The organism is Actinoplanes sp. NPDC049599 (genome assembly GCF_044465625.1).
GTDB lineage: Bacteria > Actinomycetota > Actinomycetes > Mycobacteriales > Micromonosporaceae > Actinoplanes.
In genome coordinates this window covers 69,723-90,625 of the sequence record NZ_JBITLX010000025.1, presented here as the reverse complement: position 1 = coordinate 90,625, position 20,903 = coordinate 69,723, and the positions used below count along the sequence as shown (strand labels likewise).

The window sequence follows — 20,903 nt, the reverse complement described above, 5'->3', positions numbered from 1 at the left end:
GACATGGACCCCGCACAGATACGCGCCCTGATGGAGGACCAGCTCAGGCTCTCCCGCCGGCTGCGGGCCCGGATCAGCGAACTGGAGCAGGAACGGCACGCGCCGATCGCCGTGGTGGGCATGGGCCTGCGGCTGCCCGGCGGTGCCGGCCATGACCTCGATTCACCCGAGGCCTACTGGGACTTCCTGCGCGGCGGGGGCACCGCGCTGTCCGGGCTGCCCGAGGAACGCCCGGGCCTGCGCGCCGTGTACGACCCGACACCCGGCAGGCCGGGCCGCTCGTACGTCGGCCGGGCGGGTTTTCTCGCCGACATCGCCCACTTCGACGCCGAGTTCTTCGGCATCTCCGCGCGCGAGGCCCGGTTCCTGGACCCGCAGCAGCGGCTGCTGCTGGAGACCTCCTGGGAGGCGCTGGAACGCGCCGGCATCGCCGTGCGGCGCTCCGACCGCCTGAACGTCGGCGTCTACCTCGGGATCATGGCCTCGGAGTACGCCGAACGGCTGGCCGACCGGGCGGACACCACGCGCATCGATCCGTACTACACCACCGGCGGCGGACTGTGTTTCGCGGCCGGTCGGATCGCGTTCGTGATGGGCTTCTCGGGGCCGGTCGTCAGCGTGGACACGGCTTGCTCGTCGTCGCTGTCCGCCCTGCACCTGGCGGTTCGCGGGCTGCGGGCCGGCGAGTGCCGGTACGCCCTGGCGTGCGGGTCCAACCTGCTGCTGTCGGCCAACCTGATGGTGTCGCTGTGCCAGACGGGGGCGCTGTCCCCCGAGGGCCGCTCCAAGTCGTTCCTCGCCGGCGCCGACGGCTACGGACGCGGCGAGGGAGTCGGCGCGCTGGTCCTGATGCGGCTGGACGACGCGCTGCGGGAAGGCCGGCCGGTGCACGCGGTGATCCGCGGCACGGCCATCAACCACGACGGCGCCGCGTCCGGACTGACCGCGCCCCACGGCGCCGCGCAGCGCGAGGTCATCCGGGCCGCGCTGGCCGACGCCCGGATCGGCCCGGAGGAGGTGGGCTGGGTCGAGGCGCACGGCACCGGCACCCTGCTGGGCGATCCGATCGAGATCGGGGCGCTGGCGGACGTCCTGACCGAGGCCGTACGGGACCGGGGCATCCCCCTCGCCCTGGGCAGCGTCAAGTCCCGCCTGGGCCACCTGGAGGCCGCGTCCGGGATCGCCGCGGTCATCAAGACCGTCCTCATGCTGGAGCGCGCGGAGATCCCTGCCGCCCGCCACCCGGACGACGGCGAGCTGAACCCCCACATCCCCTGGCCGGACCTGCCGTTCCAGGTGCCGCTGAGCGGCGGCGCGTGGCCCGCCGGCCTGTCCCGCCGGGTGGCCGGCATCAATTCGTTCGGCATGAGCGGCACCAACGCCCACGTGGTGCTCGAGGCGTATGACCGCCCGGACGCCGACGGCAGCACCGCCGTGGTCCCGCCCGGCGCCGGGGTGGAGCTGCTACCGGTGTCGGCCGGCGACGAGCGGGCCCTGGCGGTGCTGTCCGCACGGATCCGGGACCGTCTGCGGGCGACCCCCGAGGCTGACCTGCCCTCGCTGTGCCACACCCTGCGCACCGGGCGCGCAGCCCTCGCCCGGCGCCTGGCGGTGGTCGGCACGAGCGGGGCGTCCCTCGCCGAGGCGCTGGAGCGGGCCGAGCACGCCGCCCGCGCGACGGCCACGCCGTTCGAGGTCGTCGGGTCGGTCCGGGTCCGCGCGGTGGGCGCCGCCGGGCGTCTGGTTCCGGCGCTCGCCGCGGCCTTCCCGCGGCTCGTCGACGGCGAGACGGACACCCGGGAGGACCCCGGGCCGCTGCTGTGCCGGCTCCTCGGCCGGCTGGGACTGCGAGCCTCGCCCGAGACCGGCGAGCCGCTGCCCGACACCCTGGCCTCGGTGCACTGGGAGGCGGCGGGCGAGGGGGCCGAGCCGCTGCTGGGCGTCGACCCGGCCGGCGCCCCCGCCCGGTTCCTCGAGGCGCTGGCCGTACTCTTCACCGCCGGCGCCGACGTGCGCTTCGACCACCTGCGCGGGCCCTCGGCGCGGCTGCTCGGTGACCTGCCCACGTACCCCTTCCAGCGCCGGCGGTACTGGGTGGACGAACCGGTGCCGGGGGTACGGCACGAGGACGCCGGCGACGGCTCGGTGGCATCCCGGACCGGGCTGCCACAACCGCACGACCGGGCGGCCGTACGGGAGCATCTGCTGACCGTGCTCACCGATGTCCTGCAGGCCCCGGACCCGCTGGACACCCGGCGGTCCTTTCTGGACTCCGGTGGGGACTCCTTCACGGCCACCGTGTTCATCACTCAGGTCGAGGAGAACTTCCCGGTGGGCCTGCCACCCACCGACCTGCCGCTCGACCTGCCGCTCGCGGAGCTGTTCGGCCGGCTGGCCGAGGACATCGCATCGGCCGCGGACGACTCGGCGCGGGTGGTCCGGGCATGACGACGCTCGTGCGGCCCCGGCGGCTGGACGACGCGTCGCTGCGGCTGGCGGTGTTCCACCACGCCGGCGGTTCGGCGACTGCCTACGTCCCGCTCGCCCGCGCCCTCCCGGCAAGCTGGGACACCGTGCTGATCGACCTGCCGGGACGGGGGCCGCGGCAGGCCGCGCCGCCGCCGTGGGACCTCGCCGCCACCGTCGAGCAGCTGGCGCAGGACCTGCTGCCGGAGGCCGATGCCGCACCGCTGGCACTGTTCGGTCACAGTCTGGGCGCGGTGCTGGCCTTCGAGACCGCCCATGCCCTCGACGCGCGAGGCGTCCCGGTCGCCTGGCTGGGTGTGTCAGGACGCGCCGCACCGGGGGAACAGCCGGCGGTGCCCTGGCTCGGCCCCCGGGCCCCCGACGAGGACCTGGCCTCCGCGCTGCGCCGGTTGGGCGGCCTTCCGGCGCGGCTGGACGAGTATCCCGTCATCCGCCGCCGGTTCCTCGACCTCACCCGTATCGATCTGAGGGCGCTGGACGACTACCGCCCCGACCTTCGCCGGCGGCCGCTCGCCGCGCCCCTGACCGCCTTCGGCGGGACGGCCGATCCGCTCACGCCACCCGCGGCGCTCACGGCGTGGGCCCGGCAGACCACGGGACCGTTCGGGGTACGGGCGTTGCGCGGCGGCCACTTCAGCCTGTTCGACGACGGGTTCAGGCGTTTCGCGCCGATGCTCGTCGACGAGATCCGCGCCCACGTGCGGGAGCGGGCCGTCGTCTTGCCGTACCCCTCGGGAGCGCGGGAGAGGATCTGACATGACGACCGAACCGGGCGGCCGGGAGCGTCCCACGGGCGGGCCCGCCGATCTGCGTACGCTCATGGCCGCCTTCCCCACCGGGGTGTCCGTCGTCACGGCGACCGGCCGCGACGGCACCCTCCGGGGGATGACCTGCACCTCGCTGTGCAGCGTCTCGCTCGACCCGCCGGTGTTGCTGGTGTGCCTCAGACGCGGCAGTCCCACGCTGGCGGCCGTGGTCGACAGCGGCCTGTTCGCCGTGAACCTGCTGCACGCGCAGGCTCGGTCGACGGCCGAGCTGTTCGCGTCGGGGGCTCAGGACCGCTTCGAGCGCGTCGTCTGGCAGGCCGGGGAAGGCGCGGCAGGACCACATCTGACGCACTCCTCGCACACCGTCGCGGACTGCCTGGTGATCAACGCGCAGGCGGTCGGTGACCACACCGTGGTGCTGGGCCGGGTGGACACGGTCACGCCGGTCCTGGACCGGCGCCCGCTGCTGTACGGGCTGCGCCGCTACGCCTCCTGGCCGGGGATCGCCCTGTCCCCGGTAGAGAGCTGACCCCGCCCCGCACACGGAGAAGGAGACCGGAATGCCCCCACTGTCCGGCCGGCGTTCAGTCACCACCGGTCAGCACGGCATCGTCCTCGGCGGCGGATTCGCCGGCATGCTGACGGCGCACGTCCTGGCCGAGCACCTGGGCGCGGTCACCGTGGTGGAGCGCGATGACCCGCCGGCAGGCCCCGGGCCGCGTAAGGGCGTGCCCCAGGCTCGCCACTCCCACCTGCTGATGGGAGCCGGCGCCCGGGCGGTCGAGGAGCTCCTGCCGGGCACGATGACGGCCTGGTCCGAGGCGGGCGCGCACGTGCTCGGCGCGCCCGGTGACGTGGCTTTCCTGACCAAGTTCGGCTGGCTGCCCCGCGCCCGGCACCGGGAGTTCGTGGTGTCCTGCGGACGCGATCTGCTCGACTGGGTGGTACGGCGCCGGGTTCTGCGCAACGGACGCATCCGCGTGCTGCCGGACACCGAGGCGGTCGGCCTGCTCGGCGACACCGAGCAGGTGACCGGCGCCCGGGTACGCGCCCGCGGCACCGGCCGGCTGACCGACCTCAAGGGCGACTTCGTGGTGGCCGCCACCGGCCGCTCCTCGCACGTGGGGGCGTGGCTGGAGGACCTCGGCCTGCCGCCGGTAGTGCGGGAGACGGTCGACGCGGGCACCGCGTACGTCACCCGGCTGTACCGCCCGGATCCCGAGACCCACCGGAACACCCCCGCCATCGTCATGATCGCCAACGTCACCGGGGAGGCGACCGGCGGTGTGCTGCTCCCCCTGGAGGACGGCTGCTGGTCGGCGACGGTGATCGGCATGCGGGGAACGGAACCCTCCACGGGCGACGCCGACTTCCTCGACTTCGCCGCGCGCCTGGGCCACCCGGCGCTGGCCGACCTGGTGGCCGGCGCGGTGCCCCTCGGGCCGAGCCGAGGTTTCCACGGTTTGGCGAACCGGCGGCTGCGGTTGGACCGGCTCCCCCGGCACCCGGAACGGTTCGTGGCGCTGGGAGATGCCGTATGCACTCTCAACCCGTCGCACGCGCACGGCATGACGGTGGCGGCGTTCGGCGTCGCGGCGCTGCGCGAGCTGTTGCGGCGCCACGGCACCGCCCCCGGCCTCGCGAGGCGCGTGCAGCGCTCGGTCACGCAGACCGCCGGGACCGCCTGGCAGCTCGCCGCCGGTGACGATCTGCGCCACCCGGCCGTGGTCGGCCCCCGTCCATCGGTGGCGGCCCGGCTGCGGAACGCGTACGCCGACCGGGTGATGCGCGCGGCCGTCGCCGACCCCGCCGTGGCCCGCTCGCTGGTGGACGTCATGGCGCTGGCCCGGCCGACGACATCGCTGGCCCGACCCCGGATCCTGGCCGCGGCGTCGCTCGGCACGGGACGCCGCGCTGTCGTGGGCCCGCCGGCCGACCCGCTGGCACGGCCCCGGGGTCACGCGGTGGCGGACCCCGGGACAGGCCGCTGAGGCGTCCGTCAGTCCGGCGGCAACGCCGTCCTTGGAGTAAGGGCAGTCACGCGTTTCGGCGTCGCGGTGCGGTCGCCGATCGTGGGAAGGTCCCTGCATGACAGACGACATCCAGGCCACCGACTCCGTGCCGCAGACGGACCTCGCCGAGGACGCCGTGGTCAACCCGGAGCCCGGCACGCTCACCTTCTGGTCCGACATCGGCTGCCCCTGGGCCACGCTGGCGTTGCACACCCTGGGCGAGCGGGCCCGGGAACGCGGCGTCGGGCTGCGGATCGACCACCGCGCTTTCCCGCTCGAGCTGTTCAACCGGATACCGACGCCGAAGGTGCTGGTCGACGCCGAGATCGTGGCGATCTCCGGAAAGCTGCCCGAGCTCGGCTGGCGCATGTGGAGCGGCGCGGAGTACGCCTACCCCGCCACCCTGTTGCCCGCCCTGGAAGCGGTCCAGGCGGCCAAGGACCCGGCCGTGGGCGGGCTGGCCGCCAGCGCGGAGCTCGACCTGGCGCTGCGCAAGGCGTACTTCGTGGACAGCCGGTGCATCAGCGTGCACCCGATCATCCTGGAGATCGCCGAGGACTGCCCGCAGGTGGACGCGGCAGCGCTGGGCGAGGCGCTCGCGGCGGGTCGCGGCCGGGCCGAGGTGTACCAGCAGTGGCACGTCGCCGAGGGGCCGCGGATCCAGGGCAGCCCGCACCTGTTCACGGCGGACGGCTACGCCGAGCACAACCCAGGCGCGTCGCACCGCTGGACCGACCGGCCGCCGTTGGACTTCCCGGTGCAGTCGCACGGCTTCCCGGTACTCGACAGCTACCAACCGAAGTGGGCGGACGAACTGCTCGACCGGCTGGCCGGGTGATACGGGCATCACGTATTCACGGGATTTCTCATAGCGAGAGGGTCATTCACAACTTGGTGCGGTGGTTCTGAAGATCTCCAAGGCGGCGAGCCTACGCTCAGCGGACGGGGGCGGGCGGGTTGCCCGCCGCACAGATGAGGTGACCTGTGACCGACCACCGGTCGGCATAGCCGTCCTCGTCCTCGATCGCGCCGATCAGCACCTGGGTCTGGACGCCGAACTGCGGGATCATGGCGTCGAGCCGGACCTGTCCCGCACCCCGGGTGATCTCCGCGCCCATGCTGTGCACCTCCGTGCCGGCCGGGCAGCTCATGGTGAGCTCCTTGTGCTCGGCCGAATCGACCGGGCTGGTCGTGGTCATCAACTGGAGGCCGGGCAGCGCCAGTGCGCACACCGCCCTGGCGGTGACCGCCCAATCGCCGGCGAACCCGTCCTGATCCTCGATGCCGGTGACGGTGACGCTGCGCAGGTCGGCGGCGGGACGGAGATCATCGAGGACGACCTGCCCGAAGCCGCCGGTGACGCCGCCGAAGGCGCCCAGCACGCGCTTGCCGGCCGGGCAGGACACCGTCATCGACCGCGCGTTCACCGAGGCCGGCACCGACGTCGCGGCGACGACCTGCCGGCCGGGCACCTCGTAGGAGCAGAGCACGGTCGCCGGGGCGTTCCACTGGCCGGCGAAGCCGCTGCCGTCCTCGCGGGCGGTGACGAAGAAATCCCGGCCATCCAGGGTGGGGCTCAGGAAGGTCATCCCGGCCTGGCCGTCGGCGCTGTTGATCCGGCCGCCGCCGCCGACCACCCAGGCGTCGGATCCGCAGTACGCCGTGGTGGTCTTGTTCTGGCTGTTGGTCACCCCGGCCGTCGTCATCGTCGAGTTGATCGCCGCCGCAGCCGGCGGAGTGCCCAGCGACCCCCATCCGAGGAGGACGATGGCCGTGCAGGTGGCTGCGATCCTGCGTCTCATGGGCACCGCCGGGGTCGAAGCGTCGATCGGACGACCTGAGCGTAGAACGGCACATTGCCCGCGTACGGGAAACCGCAAATCCCCTGGGAAGCCGGTCCGGGTGGCCCTCCGCGAGCACCATCAAGCGTCGCGTGGCCCGCACAGGGCGTTCTCGACGACCGCATCGGTGGCTTGCTGGTGCCGCAGGGCGAGGTCCGGCCGGGTACCTGACACCGACACCGACACGCTGCGACGGCCGTCGCGGGTGACGCCGTTGTCGCTTGTGTAGCCGCTGCCACCGCCCGGATGACTCCAGTAGGTGCCGCCGCACGGCAGCGGCCGCTCGAACAAGCCGAGCCCGTATCTGGCCCCCGGCAGCAGCTGCTCGAACTCATGCCCGAGTGGCCTCGTACGGGTCATCTCGGCGAGCTGCGCCGGGCGCAGCAGCCGGCCGCCGAGCAGCGCTCGGAAGAAGCGGTTGACGTCTGCGGTGGTCGAGACGAACGCGGCGCCACCGTCGACGATGACCTGCTCGGTGACGTCGGTCAGCTCGCCGGCGTCGAACTCGTGGTAGCCGCGTGCATGCGGGTCGGCCAAGGTCGGCAGGTTGCCCGGCCACGTCGTGTCCCGCATACCGGCCCGGTCGACAACGCGCCGCCGCACTTCCTCGTGCCACGGGCGTCCGGTGACCTTGTCGATCACCATCTCGGCCACGATGTAGCCGACGTTCGAGTACCGCCACGCCGTGCCCGGCGCGAAGTCAGGCGGGTATCGCAGGGTCCGCGCGAGCAGTTGGGCCGGCGTGTACACGTCGTACCGGTGCTCGTAGTAGTCGGCGGCGGTGGCGAAGTCGGGCACGTCGTCGTGCAGGCCGCTGGTGTGCTGGAGCAGGTGCCGGACCGTGATGGCGCGGCCGTCGTTGCCGTTGCCGCGGATCGCGCCCGGCAGCCACTTCTCCACCGGGTCATCGAGGCCGACCCGTCCCTCACCCACCAGCTGCAACACCACCGTCGCGATGAAGGCCTTGCCGGTGCTGGCGATGCGGGCCCGGCCGTTCGGCGGCACCGGGCGACCGGTCCGCAGGTCGGCGACGCCAGCGGTCGCGAGGACCGCGCGCCCGTTCGGGGTCACCAGACGCGCCTGCACGCCCGGCAGGCCCAGGGCGTGCACGGCTGCGGTGTCACGACGGAGCCGGTCGAGGTCGGTCAGCCGCCCGGAGCCGGCGTGCGCGTCAACGGTGACGCCGGCTCCCGCGACCAGCGCGACCGCTGTCACTGCGATCCGTAGAAGTTTCATGCCTGGAAACCTAGGAATCCGCGGCGCCGCACCCCATACCGCTGGCTACCGTACCGAGTGCTACAGCTGGCTGTAGTGCGGGCCGATGATGGGTTCAGGTACAGATGTGGTCATGACGCGTCGACGGGCCACTGCCTACCTCCTGGCAATCCTCGGCACGGCGGTCGTGTCGCTGCCCGGCCTGCCGGTGCTGTGCCTGCCGGGCGTGCGCGAGCGGTGGGCCCGGTGGCACCTGCGGCTGGCCGGCGACCGGCGGTGGCACCCCGTGCGGTTCCGCCGGCACCTGCTGTGGCTGACTGTCCACCTCACGACCGGACTACCTCTGGGACTGTTCGCCCTGCTGGTCGCCGGCAACCTCGTGACCGCCGTGATCGCCATGACGCTCTGGTGGGCGTTCCCGGCCGAGGAGCCGGTCACGCTGTTCGTCGAGGTGCCGGTCGCCGGGTGGGCGACCGCGATCGGGCTCGGCACCGTGCAGTTCGCGGTGCTCGCGGCGGTGATCTACGGGACGTTCCCGGCGCTGGCCGGAGCCCACGCCCGGGTCACTCGCTGGGCGTTGACGCCGTCGGAGGCGGAACGGCTGGCCGGCCGGGTCGCCGATCTCACCCGCACCCGGGCCGACGTGCTCGACGCACACGGCGCCGAACTGCGTCGTATCGAACGTGACCTGCACGACGGCGCGCAGGCCCGGCTCGTCGCGGTGGCGATGCGCCTCGCGGTGGCCCGGCAGGCGGCCGGCGACCCCGACCTGGTGAACCGGCTGGTCGCCGAGGCGCACCAGGGCACCGAGGAGGCGATGGCCGAGCTGCGTACGGTGATCCGCACCACCTACCCACCGATCCTGGCCGACCGGGGCCTGGCCGGCGCGCTCGTCGCTGTGGCCGCCCGCAGCGGCCTACCGACCACTGTCGACGTCAGTGACCTCGGCCGGGTACCCGCAGCGGTGGAGACGGTGGCTTACTTCGCGGTCACCGAAGCGCTGAGCAACGTTACCCGGCACAGCCGCGCAACTCGTGCGGGCGTCCGTGCTTCCCGTAACGGCGATCTGTTGACCGTTACGGTGACCGACGACGGCGCCGGCGGGACGGACGAAGCGCGCGGAACCGGCCTCGCCGGCATCCGTCGGCGGGCCGGCGCGCTCGACGGAACGCTTACCGTGTGCAGCCCGATGGGCGGGCCGACCGAGATCACACTGGAGGTGCCGTGCTCCGAGCGGTGATCGCCGAGGACAACGAGTTCCTGTCCGGCGGCTTGGAACTGATGCTCAGCGTCAACGGCTTCACGGTGGTCGCGACCGTCACTGACGCCGACTCGTTCCTCGACGCGGTCGACGAGCACCGCCCCGACGTGGCCGTCGTTGACGTCCGGCTACCACCGACGTTCCGCGACGAGGGCATCCGGGCCGCCATCGAGGCCCGGCGTCGCCACCCGGGCCTCCCGGTGATGGTGTTCTCCCAATACGTCGAGCGGGAGTACGCCACCCAACTGCTCGCCGGCGCCCCGCGCGGCATCGGCTACCTGCTCAAGGACCGGGTCAGCCGCATCGACGAGTTCATCGAGGCGCTACGCCGGGTGGCCGGCGGCGGCACCGCCTTCGACCCCGAGGTCATCGCCCAGCTGCTGACCCGGGCCAGCGACGACCCCGTCTCCGCCCTGACCCCACGGGAGCGGGAGGTGCTCGGGCTGATGGCCGAAGGCCGCGACAACACCGAGATCGCCGGCCGACTGTTCATCACCACGAACGCCGTGCACAAACACATCAACGCCATCTTCGGCAAGCTGGGCCTGGCCACGACCGATCGCGGCCACCGTCGCGTGCTCGCCGTCCTGACATACCTCGCAGCCCCGGCCCGCAGTCGCCTGGACTGAGGAACGCAGCGACCGGAGCGGTGAGAATTCCTGGTGCGGGCCGGAATACCGTCAGCGAGACAGTCCGGAATCTTGTCCGCTGCCAAAACTTGTCATGCTGTGCGGATGAGGAGTGCTGTCATCGCCGCCGGAAGACGACACTCGGTAGGGCTGCGCGCCGACGGAACCGTGATTGCGGCCGGCGCGGGCGCATCCGGCGAGTGTCGGGTCAAGGACTGGGCCCACGTGGTCGCCGTGGCGGCGGGCAACGTGCACACGGCGTCGAACACCGGGCGGTCCCACAGCGTCGGACTACGCGCTGACGGCACGGTGATCGCGACGGGCTGGAACGGTGATGGGCAGTGCGACGTTGCTTCCTGGCGCGACGTGACTTTCGTCGCCGCGGGGTGGCGCCGCACCCTCGGGCTGACCAGCAACGGCACTGTGCTGGCTGCAGGACGGCTTCGCGAGGGCGCATGCGAGGTGAGCCAGTGGCGTGAGGCTGTCGAGCTGGCGTGTGGCGACTGGCATTCCGTGGGCCTGCGAGCCGACGGGACCGCCGTCGCGGTGGGAAACGATCGCCGTGGGCAGTGCACGGTCAGCACGTGGCGCAACATCACCAGCATTGCCGCCGGTTACCTTCACACGGTCGGCCTCACCGCTGACGGACACGTGGTCGCGGTGGGTGATCGATCGACGGGCGCCTTGAACGTGAGCACCTGGCGGGACGTCGTGGCAGTGGCGGCCGGGAGTTACCACACGGTTGGCGTCACCGCCGCCGGCCGAGTCGTAGCCGTGGGAAGCTCGGATTTCGGCCAGTGCGACGTGGCCGACTGGCGCGAGGTCGTCGCTGTGGCGGCCGGATCCACCCACACTCTCGGGCTACGCGCGGACGGCACAGTTCTCGCCGCCGGCAACAATCAGCACGGTCAGTGTGACATCACCGGCTGGAACACGATCCGGTTGCCTCACTGATATCGCGGTCAGCGCCTCCGCCTGCCCCGTCATCCGGCACGCCCGCGCGCTGGCGGCCGAGCGGCTGCCGGCCGGCACCACACTGTCGGTCGGGTACGACCATCCGCAGCCAGGCCAGCGCGTCGAGCGCGACCACGGTCAGAATGAACGCGGCGAGGCCACGCGCGGGCAGCCTGCTGTCCGGCGCCAGGAGCGGCCGGGGGTCGAGCAGCGCGCCGACCAGTGACCAGGGCGAACATGGTGAGCGCAGTGCCGCGCGCGGAGCCGTTCATCACCGGCGTCCCGTTTGAGGACCCCCTCCACGAAGAACGTGGGAACGGCCGCGACCACCACCGGCGCGGCCACCACGGCGCAGAGGCGCCGGGTAAGACCCTGCTCCCGCGCCTCATCGCACCTTCTCCCCTGCCATCGAGCCGGAACGTGCCGACGGCTAATAGCCCGCCGAAGCGTCAAGGCCCAGGGCTGCAACAACGCTCGTTATCCCGATCGCGATGATCATTGCCGAAACGACGAGCGCGGCGACGAGCAGCACCACCAGCAACATGCTCCGGGCGATGCCGCCGAGTCCGCCGGCGACCGCCCGGCCCAGGCTCGGGGTTGACCGCGTGATCGGCGGGTAGGAGCGCGGGTTGGCGGATACGGTCGGCAGAGCGACGCGGCGCTGACTGGAACGGGTATTGCTCCGCTCTTGACGGACAGGAACACCGTGTCCCTGACGCCCGACAGGCTGGCTACCTTGCAGCACCATGACGTCGCCCCCTTTGACTTCAACACGTCCCGCTACAGACATCATCGGGAAACGGGGACGCTCAGAGAAGGGCCACAAGGCCTACTTTTGCCCTTACTCAAGGACATATCCGTATATGCACCCTCGGGAACCGCGATGAATCAGCTGCCCGCCACCCCGTGGTCGGGTGGCACCCACCGCCGGCACTGCCTACCCGTTCGTGCTGAAAGTCGGCGACCGCGCCGCCGCCCGGGCGCAAGCCGGCCCAGAGACTGCATGCCGTCGTCAAGCCCGGACCTGCCTGTTGGCGCACGCACCCGGCCGGCGATGCACTTTCCCACCGTCGGCAAGAGCACAAACAGCGTAGGGTCAGCGTGCAGCGCAAGATTCTGCGTCTGCCGCACGGGTCCTCCGTCACTGCACGCTGCGATCAGCCGAGTACCACGCTGCACGTTCACCGACCTGCTCCAGGAGGTTCGATCATGTCCAAGGACTCGACGACCAAGGCGAACGTGAAGAAGAAGGGTAAGACGATCAAGGAGAAGCAGACTGCGAAGCGCCTGAAGCGTGACGAGCAGAACGGACGCTCCTCGAACGTCGTGTCCACCGGGCGCTGACGCGGCGCCGCCGAAGATCATCTGCGCGTGCTCGGCGACCTGGGCTACGAAGGCGTAGCAGACCACGATCACCGTCGCGATCGGTGAACGGACCGCTCTCGCCGGCTATCGGATCGCCCACAGGTGCTGCCAATCCTTGGAGTAGATGACGAGGTTCCCGTCGGACTGGATCGCCAGCTGACCCTTGGCTGCCCGGGTCGGCCGGTGCGACACCCACAGCTCGGTGTCCGTGGCGTCGTAGGTGCTCAGCCGGCTGTCCGCCGTGAACACCGCCCGATCGGTCTTCGCCCCCCTGCGGCTGAACCAGCCTGACTTCCACTCCACGTCCCGGTGGCCGACGATGCGGACGGTCAAGCCGTCCTCCTCCACCGTCACGTAAGCCTTGCCGATCTGACAGACCTCGCCCCGCTTCAGGGTGCCGCCGGGGTCGATGACGAAGGCTTCCAGCCACTGGGCCTTTCCTAGTCTGCTGTGGCTGAACTGGCACTTCGGTGACTCGGACACAGGAGGTACGAACGCCGCGTCGGTGCGCTCCCGGGCGAAGCGCTCCTCCATCGACGTGATGGTCAGCTGGCGCACCACGATTCCGGTCGCCGCCATCAACGTGACCACCCCGAATACCGCTGCTGCTGTCCAGATCGATCGCCGCCGCAACACGCCGGGTTTGTCGGAAGGTGTCACAGCCACCGACACGGCACGGTCCGGATGCCCCGAAGGCTGCGGCGATGGTCCGCCGGCCGATCGCTGGGTAGACCCCTGGCTCTGCAGCTTGTCCAGGATCCGGACGCTGCGTGCCTGGTTCCACAGCGCCTCCACCGTCGCGGGATCCTCGCCAGCGGCGTCGCACAGCGCCTCCACAGTGCGCCATGGCGGCACGACCTGCCCGGTCAGGTAACGGGAGAGGGACGAGTCGCTGCTGTGCGTGCAGACAGCCAGCTCTCGTAGGCTCTTTCCGGATCGGACACGCAGCAGCTGCAGCTTTTCAGCCAGTTCCTGCCTCGCGTCTGCACGGAGAGCTCCGCCGCTGGGTTCGTCGGTCATGTGCGGCGGCTACCCCCTCTCCGACGAGTGCAGGTACGACTCAGCAGCGTACCGATCCACCCGGATCGCGGAGCTGCTGTTAGCAGTTAGCCGACACTCGTCGCCTGACAACGCTTGCCCCGAATCCGCCCCGCAACCGTCCCACCTGGTCCAGCGGCCTTTTGCGGTGCCCGGCGCAACGGCCAGACTCCGCACAGCGGCACTCCAGCGGCTGGCCTTCCGAGACACCAGCCCTGAATTCATCCATGGGGGAGAGATGTCCGTCAGATGGCGTTCGCGCGTGTTCACCCGGCCCGGCTCAGGGCGCGGTAGAAATCTCTCGAAAGGGATCGCGGCCGCCGGTGCGGCCGTCCTGCTGTTCACGATGACCGACCAGGTCGTGCTGCCGCCGGCCGCGGCCGCGCCGGCCTGCCCGGGGTCCCGGGCCGACGAGCTGTCGGCAACGCTGGCCGCCCGGGCCTGCGGCGGTCGCGTCGAAGTGCTGTCGCAGCGCAGCGAGACCACCCAGGTGTGGGCGCGCCCCGGGGGCGGCTTCAGCACCGAGATCTACGCCGGGCCGGTCCGATTCCGGCAGGGCGGCGCCTGGAAGGACGTCGACCTGACCCTGCGCCCGACCCGCGACGGCGCGATCGAGCCGGTCGGCCACCCTCGCGGCCTGCGTTTCGCGGGCGCCGCCACCGGCGCCGGCGAGCGGGTGCTGGCCCGTGTGGAGACGGCCGGTGACTCGATCGGCATGCTGTGGGACGGGCCGCTGCCCGCGCCCGTGCTGGCCGCCAACACGGCCACCTACCGCGAGGTGCGGCCCGGCGTCGACCTGCTGCTCACCGCCACGCGGCTCGGCTTCGAGCAGTCGCTGGTGGTCAAGGACCGTGCGGCGGCCGCCCGGGTGGCGAGCATGACCGTGCCGCTGCGCAGCGACAACCTGCGGTTCGTCGCCGACAGCCCGGCGTCGTTCGCGATCCGCGACGCCGCGGGCCGGACGGTCGGGCGGGTGCCCACGCCGACGGCCTGGGACTCCTCGGTCGGTGCCAGCGGTGAGCGGGTGCGGGAGACCGCGTTGACCGTACGGATCGGAGCGTCGGCGCCGCGCAAGGGCGCCGACGTGTCCCGCGGCACCGGCGACGTCGATCTGCGGCTCGCCGCCGACACCGCCTGGCTGCAGGACCCGAAGACCAGGTACCCGGTGACGCTCGACCCGCAGCTCGAGCTCGACCCGGCGGGGGACACGCTGGTCCGCAGCGACGAGCTGTCCACCAGCGGCAAGGCCGACCACTCCGGCGCCGACTACCTGGCGTACGGCAAGGCCACCAGCTATCTTGCGCGGTCCTTCATGCAGTGGCCGTCGGCGCGGTTCGCCGGCGCCCGCATCACCAACGCGACGCTGAGCCTGTGGAACTGGTACTCCGGCAGCTGCGCCCAGACCGGCTGGCTGGCGTGGGACACCGCGCCGTTCACCAACCCGATCTGGTGGGACACCGCGCCGGCGCTGCTGACCAACGACGGCTACTCGACCCAGACGGCCGGCTTCAACACCTCCTGCAACGACGCGTGGGTCAGTGCCGGCGTGACCCCGATGTTCCAGCGCGCGGCCGACGCCGGTAAGCCCACCGTCTACATGGGCCTGACCTCGTACAACGAGACCAACCCGAGCCTGAGCTGGAAGCAGGTGCGCTCGCTGCAGGCACCGGTCACCGCACAGATCCCGGTGGTGCGGGTCGACTACGAATATCCGCCGCAGACGAGCCTCTACCGCTACGGCATCAACTACCCGTACGGCGTCGGCGCCGTCGACTGGGTCTACGGCGACGACGGCCTGTGGAAGGACTTGACCGGCCTGCATTACGGGCTCAACCGCTATCGGGAGTTCTTCATCCCGAATCGGGTCGAGCTGCCGGACAATGACCCGGCCCTGCGGCCGCCGCACAACGTCGACGAGAAACAGCTGGAGAAGGACGTGGCGGCCAACAAGCAGACGGCCCTGGACGTCAACAAGCACCTGCTCTTCGACGCCAACCATGATCTCAACCTCGACCCGGGCGCCGGCGGGAACGCCTTCTTCGAGCACAACGGCACGGGCAAGGACGGTGTGCAGGGGCCACCGCCGTACCAGATGTTCTGGTTCGACGACAACTGGCTGGCCCGGCACATGGCCCAGGCGTACGAGCGGCCCCGGCCCAACGGCCTGAGCGAACCCGGCAACCAGATCCGCTACCGGATCCTGTCCGGCGACCAGAACTGGACGTCGTACACCAAGAACGATCTCGCCAAGGATCACGTGGACCGGCTGGCGCTGGACGGGCTCTACTACCTGTCCGCGGGACCGCAGTCGACGGCGACCGAGATCTGGCAGAAGATCCTGACAGTGGCCCAGGCCGCCCTCGGCTCCGACGGGCTCTACTCCTATCCGGGGCTGACCGAGAACTATCACCTCGGGCTGACCAAGCTGCTCGCCGATCAGATGCTGGTGCACCACACCGGCCTGACGGAAGCCGACCAGCGGGTGTTGCTGCTGCACTCAGTGTCGCTGCGGGCGTTGATCATCCAGAACCAGCAACGGCGCGGAGGCACCGGTCAACTGCTCGGGTGGACGACGGCTGTGCAGAAGCCAGGGACCCTGATGAACATCGAAACCCTGGCGGTGAACGCGCTGGCGCTCGGCGCGGGCGCCAGGACGGTCTACAGCGCCGGCCAGGCGCCGTTGCAGACCCACGCGGCCGGCAATTACGAGCGGACACCGACCGGCCTGCTGCGCGCGGTCCCGGGCACCAGCTCGCCGGGCCACATGACCTTCGGGCCCAACATCACCCTGGCGCCCGGCACCTACACCGCCGACTTCGTGATGCGCTCGACCAGCCCGGTGGCCGGCACCGAGGTGGCCAACGTCGAGGTCTTCAACGCGCGGACCAACGAGCCGGTGGTGCCGATCCAGCCGGTCAAGGCCAACCAGTTCGACGGCGACCGGTTCGTCCGGATCTCGGTGCCGTTCACCGTCTCGTCAACCGACAACAGCCTGGAGTACCGCGTCTGGTGGTACGGCGGCAGCCCGCTCGACGTCGCGGAGATCCGGATCCGCTGACAACGGGACCTGGACTGATCCGGCCTCGGTCCGTACGGACCGGGGCCGGCGGCGTTTGCCGGGGTTGCCTGGTCGCTCAGATCTGGACGCACCGCCGGGGCGGCTCCTCTCCTCGCGCCCGCGCCGCCGGGGCGACCACGGCGCACAGGCGCCGGACGGCGTCCTGCGGGTCGAGGTGGAACAGTGCGACCGTCCAGTCGCCGGAGGCCGCGGCCAGGGTGGTGCCGTCCGGCGAGAACTCCAGGTCCTGGATCGCGTTGCTTTGCGCGCGCAGGTCCGCGAGCAGCCGGCCGTCGGCGATGTCCCAGAGCTTGATCGGATCGTTGTCGGCGTTGCTGGCCGTGGCCAGTGTGCGACCGTCCGGCGACCAGGCCAGGTGGTCGAGCTCGTAGGCGTGTTCGCCGACAGTGCGCAGCGGGGTCAGGTCGCGCGTGCCGAACAACGCCGCAGTCCCCGCGCTGGTGGTCACCGCGACGGTGCCGCTGTCCGGGCTGACGTCCGCATCGGCGGCGGCCTGGCCGTCCGGCAGCGAACGTCGGCCGGCCGGACTCCAGTCCGGAACCCGCCAGTGCCACACCGCGCCCGTCTGCGCGGCGGTATCCGCCTTGTTGGTGTTGCCCGAGGCCAGCAGAGATCGTCCGTCGGGGGTGAATACCACGTCGACAGCGAGGTGGTGCGGCATGTCGAGCGCGGCCAGACGTTGCCCACTTCGCCGGTCGTAGACGAGGACTTCCGGCCCGGGGCGTTCCTGCCGTTCGACGGCAGCGAATTCATCACGGTCCCGGGCGTCTCCGTCGATCGTCACGGCCAGGAGCGTGCCGTCCGGGGATATCGCCGGGCTGCCGGCGACCCGCTGGGGGGTACGCAACGTCTGCCGCAGCCGGCCATCGGCCCCGAACACTACGATGCGGCCGTCGCCCAGCGTCGCGGTGATCGAGTCGTCGGGGCCCCAGGCCAGCCCGAGCGGGCCGTCCACGGCATCCGGTATCTCGATGGTGGCGGCGAGAGCGCTGGTGCGGGTGTCCCAGATCCTGATCCGGGGGTCGTGCGACCCGGTGGCCAGCAGCCGCCCCCCGCGCTGATGCGCTACGTAGCCGACGAGCTGCGGATGCGGCAGCCGGTCGACGTCCAGCCGGATCAGCGTCGGCGCCGATCCGTCTCCGGCCGCGGCGAGCAGGTGCCCGTCACCGGAAAGGCTCAGTGCAAAGGCCGCACCCGGGAAGGCGGTCAGCGGTAGTCGAGGGCCGCCGCCGTCGGACTTGAGGCGCTGGATCTCGTTCTCGCCGTCGCGCTGCACCAGCACCGTGCCGTCCGCGGCGATCGCCAGGCGACCGGGCCCGGGTGGGTCGGCCGGGTCGCTGAGGGTCGCGAGACGGCGGCCGGTGGCGGCGTCCCAGGCGGCCACCTCCCGGTCCTGAGGTCTGCTCGTGATCGTGATCAGCTTGTCGTCGGGGGTGAAGCCGATGTCGAACAACTGCCGGCCGGTCAGCGACAGCGTCACCCGGCCGTCGCGACGGCGGACCAGCTCGGTGCTCCCCCGGGCATCGGTCACGGCCAGGTAGCTGCCGTCCCGGCTCACCGCCATGGCGAACGCGCCCCGCGTGCCGACCCGCAGTGTGCGCACCAGACGACCGTCAGCGGCATCCCACTCCCCGGCCATGTGCCCGGCCGCCTCACCCTCGGCGCGGACAGCCAGCAGCCTCGACGTGCCGGGCAGCCAGGCGAAAGCGCCGAAGGCCTTGATCCGGCGCAGCTCCCGGCCGGTGACCGCGTCCCGGATCACCACCCCGGCGGGCACGGTGAACGAGGACGACGCGAGATAGCGCCCGTCCGGCGAGTAGGCCAGGCCGCTCAGGGGCTCGTCGGGGTTCTCGAGATCGGCGCCGACTTGACGAAGGGTGGCGGCGTCCCAGATCTGCACCCGTCCGTCGAGGTACCCGATCGCGACCCGGCGCCCGTCCGGACTGACCGCCGTGAACCGCGCGCCCTGCTCGTTTCCGAGCCGGCCGAGAGTGACCGCCTGCTGGCTCGAGATCAGCGCCCCCCGCGCCTCCGGCGTGGGATAGGCCTCCCAGGAGTTGATCGCCTCCCGCATGGCGACGTAGTCGTCGAGCTGCAAGTTCACCCGCGCGTCGGTGGCCGCGCGCCGAGACTCCGCGATCCGCTCCTTCTCTTGGGCCCGCCCCCGCTGGTCCAGCGCCACCAGGCCGCCCGCTACCACCAGGAGCAACGCCACCGCGAGTCCGGCCACCATGCGGCGCAGGCGGTTGGTGGAGGCGCGGCGGGCCAGCTCGCGTTTCCGGGCCGCCGACTCAGCGGTGGCGAGGAAGCGCCGCTGCGTCGGCGGTACGTCACGGCGGCCGGCTGCCCATTCCCGGGCCGCCGCCAACCGGGCGCCGCGGTAGAGCGCATCCGGGTCCTCCCCCGATGCGGCCCAGTCCGCCGCCGCCGCGGCCAGCCGTTGCCGGAGCAGGATGGTCTGCCGCTGCTCGACCAGCCACCCGGCCAGCCTGGGCCAGCCGGTCAGCAGCGCCTCGTGGCTCACCTCCACCGACTGCTCCCCCACCGTCACCAACCGGGCCTCGATCATCGGCCGGAGGACGGTCAGATCGGTCTCCGATCGCACCGCGCGGCGCCGGACCGGTACGTCGTCCACGATGCTCACCAGGCTCAGCACCGCCTCCCGCAGCGCCACCCGGCCGCCCTCGTCGCGTTCGAGGAAGATGTGTTCGGCGGTCTCCGCGACAGCACGTCGGATGCCACCTGTGGCGCGGTAGCCCTCGACCGTCATCGTGTCGCCGTCACGCCGTTCCCACGTGGCCCGCAACGCGTGTGCGAGCAACGGCAGCGCGCCCGGGTGATGCAGTTCGCCGATGTCAGCCAGCAGCAGCTCGGTGAGCCCCGCCTCGAGGGTGAGCCCGGCGATGCCGGCCGGCTCGCGTACCGCTCGGCGCAGCCCGGCCGGGCTCAGCGAGCCGACAACGACCTGGCCCGCGGCGAGCATGCCCGTCAGCTCGGGAAGCTCTGTGCACTGCGGGTAGAAGTCCGCCCGGACGGCGATGATCAGCAGTGCGGGCGCGGCGGCGGCGAGTGCGGCGGCGAACGCCGAGCGTTCCGCCGCGTCGGTGCACTGCGTGAACAGCTCCTCGAACTGGTCGACGAGAATGACCAGTCGCTTGTCGCGACCGGCCCGGGCCGCCAGCGCCCCGAACGTCGACGGCTGGGTGCGGATCGCCGCGAGGGCAGCCGCCGCATCCGTCCCGGCCAGCGCCGCGGTGCGCCCGGTCAGCTCGGCCAGCGGCGCCGCACCGGGTGTCATCACCAGCCATGGCCAGGTCCCGCTGCCCGGGCCCAGGCCGTCCGACGCGATGGCCGGCAGGACACCGGCTCGCAGCAGTGACGATTTACCCGCCCCGGAGGCACCGACCACAACCAGCGGTGGACCCCCGACGAGTTGCTCGGAGAGCCTAGCCACGAGTTCGGCGACCAGTCTCTCGCGACCGCGGAAGAAGCGGGCATCGAGCGCCTCGAAGCTGGTCATGCCGGGGTACGGTGCGGGCCCGCCCGGGTCGGCGCCCGGAGTCGCCGGGGGTGGACCGGCGGTGCGGCGGGCGAGCACCTGCTGGCGCAGCTGGGCGGTCGCGACCAGGGATTGTTGGATCAAGGCGGTCTGCTGGCGCTGAGCGAACCGCTGCTCGGCGAGGTGCTGATGCATGGCCGACAGGGAACGCGCCGCCTCCTCGGCGAGCACCTGGAGCCGGCCCACATCGGTGCCCATCGCCGCGAAGGCGTCGACCAGCTCCTGCCGCAGCGCGTCGCCGGCCGCCCGCAGCGCCACCTCGACCGCACCCACCGCGCTCAGCACCTCGGCGAGATCGTTCCGCAGGCCCTCGGCCTGCTCGCCGCCCGCCTCCAAGCGGCTGATCAACTCGGCCGCGAGGACCTCGCGCAACGCCTCGGGCGGCGCATCGTCCTGAACCCGGCCGGCGGCACTGACCAGGGCGTCAGCCAGGTAGTTGCTGCCCATGCCGCCGAGCTGACCGAGCGCCGCGTGCAACTCGGCGGTGGCGCCGAACGCGGCACCGGCCACCGGAGCCACCGCCGAGGCGGCCAGGAACGCCACGACGCCGTACGGCGAGGCCTTGCGCAGCCCGGTGCCGGCGGATCGGACCCAGGAGCGCACCCCTTCGCGGGCGCGCCGCACCGATGGCGATTGCTCAGTCAATATCCACCCTCAGGTGATCTCTCGTGGCTCCGGCGTTGTCCACCATCGACG

15 protein-coding genes are annotated in these 20,903 nt (G+C 71.9%); 10 read left to right on the top strand and 5 right to left on the bottom strand.

The annotated features are described in order from the left end of the window. Positions 1–3 precede the first annotated feature (3 nt). The 5 genes from ACIBQZ_RS33045 (at position 4) to ACIBQZ_RS33025 (ending at position 6,104) form a co-directional block, all read left to right on the top strand. Positions 4–2,448: a beta-ketoacyl synthase N-terminal-like domain-containing protein gene (locus ACIBQZ_RS33045; protein WP_396092757.1), complete on the top strand. Its 2,445-nt coding sequence runs from the start codon at positions 4–6 to the stop codon at positions 2,446–2,448. Then, the gene (locus ACIBQZ_RS33040) at positions 2,445–3,242 is read left to right on the top strand and encodes a thioesterase II family protein (RefSeq protein WP_396092756.1); all 798 of its coding nucleotides are present in this window, start codon (positions 2,445–2,447) and stop codon (positions 3,240–3,242) included. Before ACIBQZ_RS33045 ends, ACIBQZ_RS33040 begins: the two co-directional genes overlap by 4 nt. Position 3,243: 1 nt before the next feature. Next, on the top strand, positions 3,244–3,783 hold the full coding sequence (locus ACIBQZ_RS33035; protein WP_396092755.1) for a flavin reductase family protein: 540 nt from the start codon (positions 3,244–3,246) through the stop codon (positions 3,781–3,783). A 31-nt stretch (positions 3,784–3,814) separates the two neighbouring features. Beyond that, positions 3,815–5,245: an NAD(P)/FAD-dependent oxidoreductase gene (locus ACIBQZ_RS33030; RefSeq protein ID WP_396092754.1), complete on the top strand. Its 1,431-nt coding sequence runs from the start codon at positions 3,815–3,817 to the stop codon at positions 5,243–5,245. 97 nt (positions 5,246–5,342) lie between these two features. Beyond that, the gene (locus tag ACIBQZ_RS33025) at positions 5,343–6,104 is read left to right on the top strand and encodes a DsbA family protein (RefSeq protein WP_396092753.1); all 762 of its coding nucleotides are present in this window, start codon (positions 5,343–5,345) and stop codon (positions 6,102–6,104) included. A gap of 97 nt (positions 6,105–6,201) precedes the next feature. On the opposite strand, the gene ACIBQZ_RS33020 is transcribed toward ACIBQZ_RS33025, so the two are convergent. Beyond that, positions 6,202–7,068, bottom strand: a complete 867-nt coding sequence (locus ACIBQZ_RS33020) for a hypothetical protein (protein ID WP_396092752.1) — start codon at positions 7,066–7,068, stop codon at positions 6,202–6,204. A gap of 120 nt (positions 7,069–7,188) precedes the next feature. Then, a complete protein-coding gene (locus ACIBQZ_RS33015; protein WP_396092751.1) occupies positions 7,189–8,343 on the bottom strand; it encodes a serine hydrolase domain-containing protein in 1,155 nt (384 codons plus the stop codon). Between the two features lie 112 nt (positions 8,344–8,455). On the opposite strand from ACIBQZ_RS33015, the gene ACIBQZ_RS33010 reads away from it, so the two are divergent. The 3 genes from ACIBQZ_RS33010 to ACIBQZ_RS33000 all read left to right on the top strand — a co-directional run bounded on the left by ACIBQZ_RS33010 (position 8,456) and on the right by ACIBQZ_RS33000 (position 11,166). Further along, a complete protein-coding gene (locus ACIBQZ_RS33010) occupies positions 8,456–9,562 on the top strand; it encodes a histidine kinase (protein WP_396092750.1) in 1,107 nt (368 codons plus the stop codon). Between the two features lie 41 nt (positions 9,563–9,603). Beyond that, a complete protein-coding gene (locus tag ACIBQZ_RS33005) occupies positions 9,604–10,212 on the top strand; it encodes a LuxR C-terminal-related transcriptional regulator (RefSeq protein WP_396092784.1) in 609 nt (202 codons plus the stop codon). A 105-nt stretch (positions 10,213–10,317) separates the two neighbouring features. After that, a complete protein-coding gene (locus ACIBQZ_RS33000) occupies positions 10,318–11,166 on the top strand; it encodes an RCC1 domain-containing protein (protein ID WP_396092749.1) in 849 nt (282 codons plus the stop codon). A gap of 430 nt (positions 11,167–11,596) precedes the next feature. Here ACIBQZ_RS33000 and ACIBQZ_RS32995 read toward each other — a convergent pair whose 3' ends face one another. Next, positions 11,597–11,914: a hypothetical protein gene (locus ACIBQZ_RS32995; protein ID WP_396092748.1), complete on the bottom strand. Its 318-nt coding sequence runs from the start codon at positions 11,912–11,914 to the stop codon at positions 11,597–11,599. A gap of 461 nt (positions 11,915–12,375) precedes the next feature. On the opposite strand from ACIBQZ_RS32995, the gene ACIBQZ_RS32990 reads away from it, so the two are divergent. Further along, positions 12,376–12,510 carry a hypothetical protein gene (locus ACIBQZ_RS32990; protein WP_393046494.1) on the top strand — a complete coding sequence of 45 codons (135 nt, stop codon included), beginning with the start codon at positions 12,376–12,378 and terminating at the stop codon, positions 12,508–12,510. Positions 12,511–12,615: 105 nt separating this feature from the next. On the opposite strand, the gene ACIBQZ_RS32985 is transcribed toward ACIBQZ_RS32990, so the two are convergent. Then, positions 12,616–13,551 carry a helix-turn-helix domain-containing protein gene (locus tag ACIBQZ_RS32985; protein ID WP_396092747.1) on the bottom strand — a complete coding sequence of 312 codons (936 nt, stop codon included), beginning with the start codon at positions 13,549–13,551 and terminating at the stop codon, positions 12,616–12,618. Positions 13,552–13,915: 364 nt separating this feature from the next. On the opposite strand from ACIBQZ_RS32985, the gene ACIBQZ_RS32980 reads away from it, so the two are divergent. Then, complete coding sequence (locus ACIBQZ_RS32980) at positions 13,916–16,627, top strand: DNRLRE domain-containing protein (protein WP_396092746.1); 2,712 nt, start codon at positions 13,916–13,918, stop codon at positions 16,625–16,627. Positions 16,628–16,703: 76 nt separating this feature from the next. Here the strand turns inward: ACIBQZ_RS32980 and ACIBQZ_RS32975 are convergent, their stop codons facing one another. After that, positions 16,704–20,852 carry a WD40 repeat domain-containing protein gene (locus ACIBQZ_RS32975; protein WP_396092745.1) on the bottom strand — a complete coding sequence of 1,383 codons (4,149 nt, stop codon included), beginning with the start codon at positions 20,850–20,852 and terminating at the stop codon, positions 16,704–16,706. Positions 20,853–20,903: the final 51 nt, after the last annotated feature.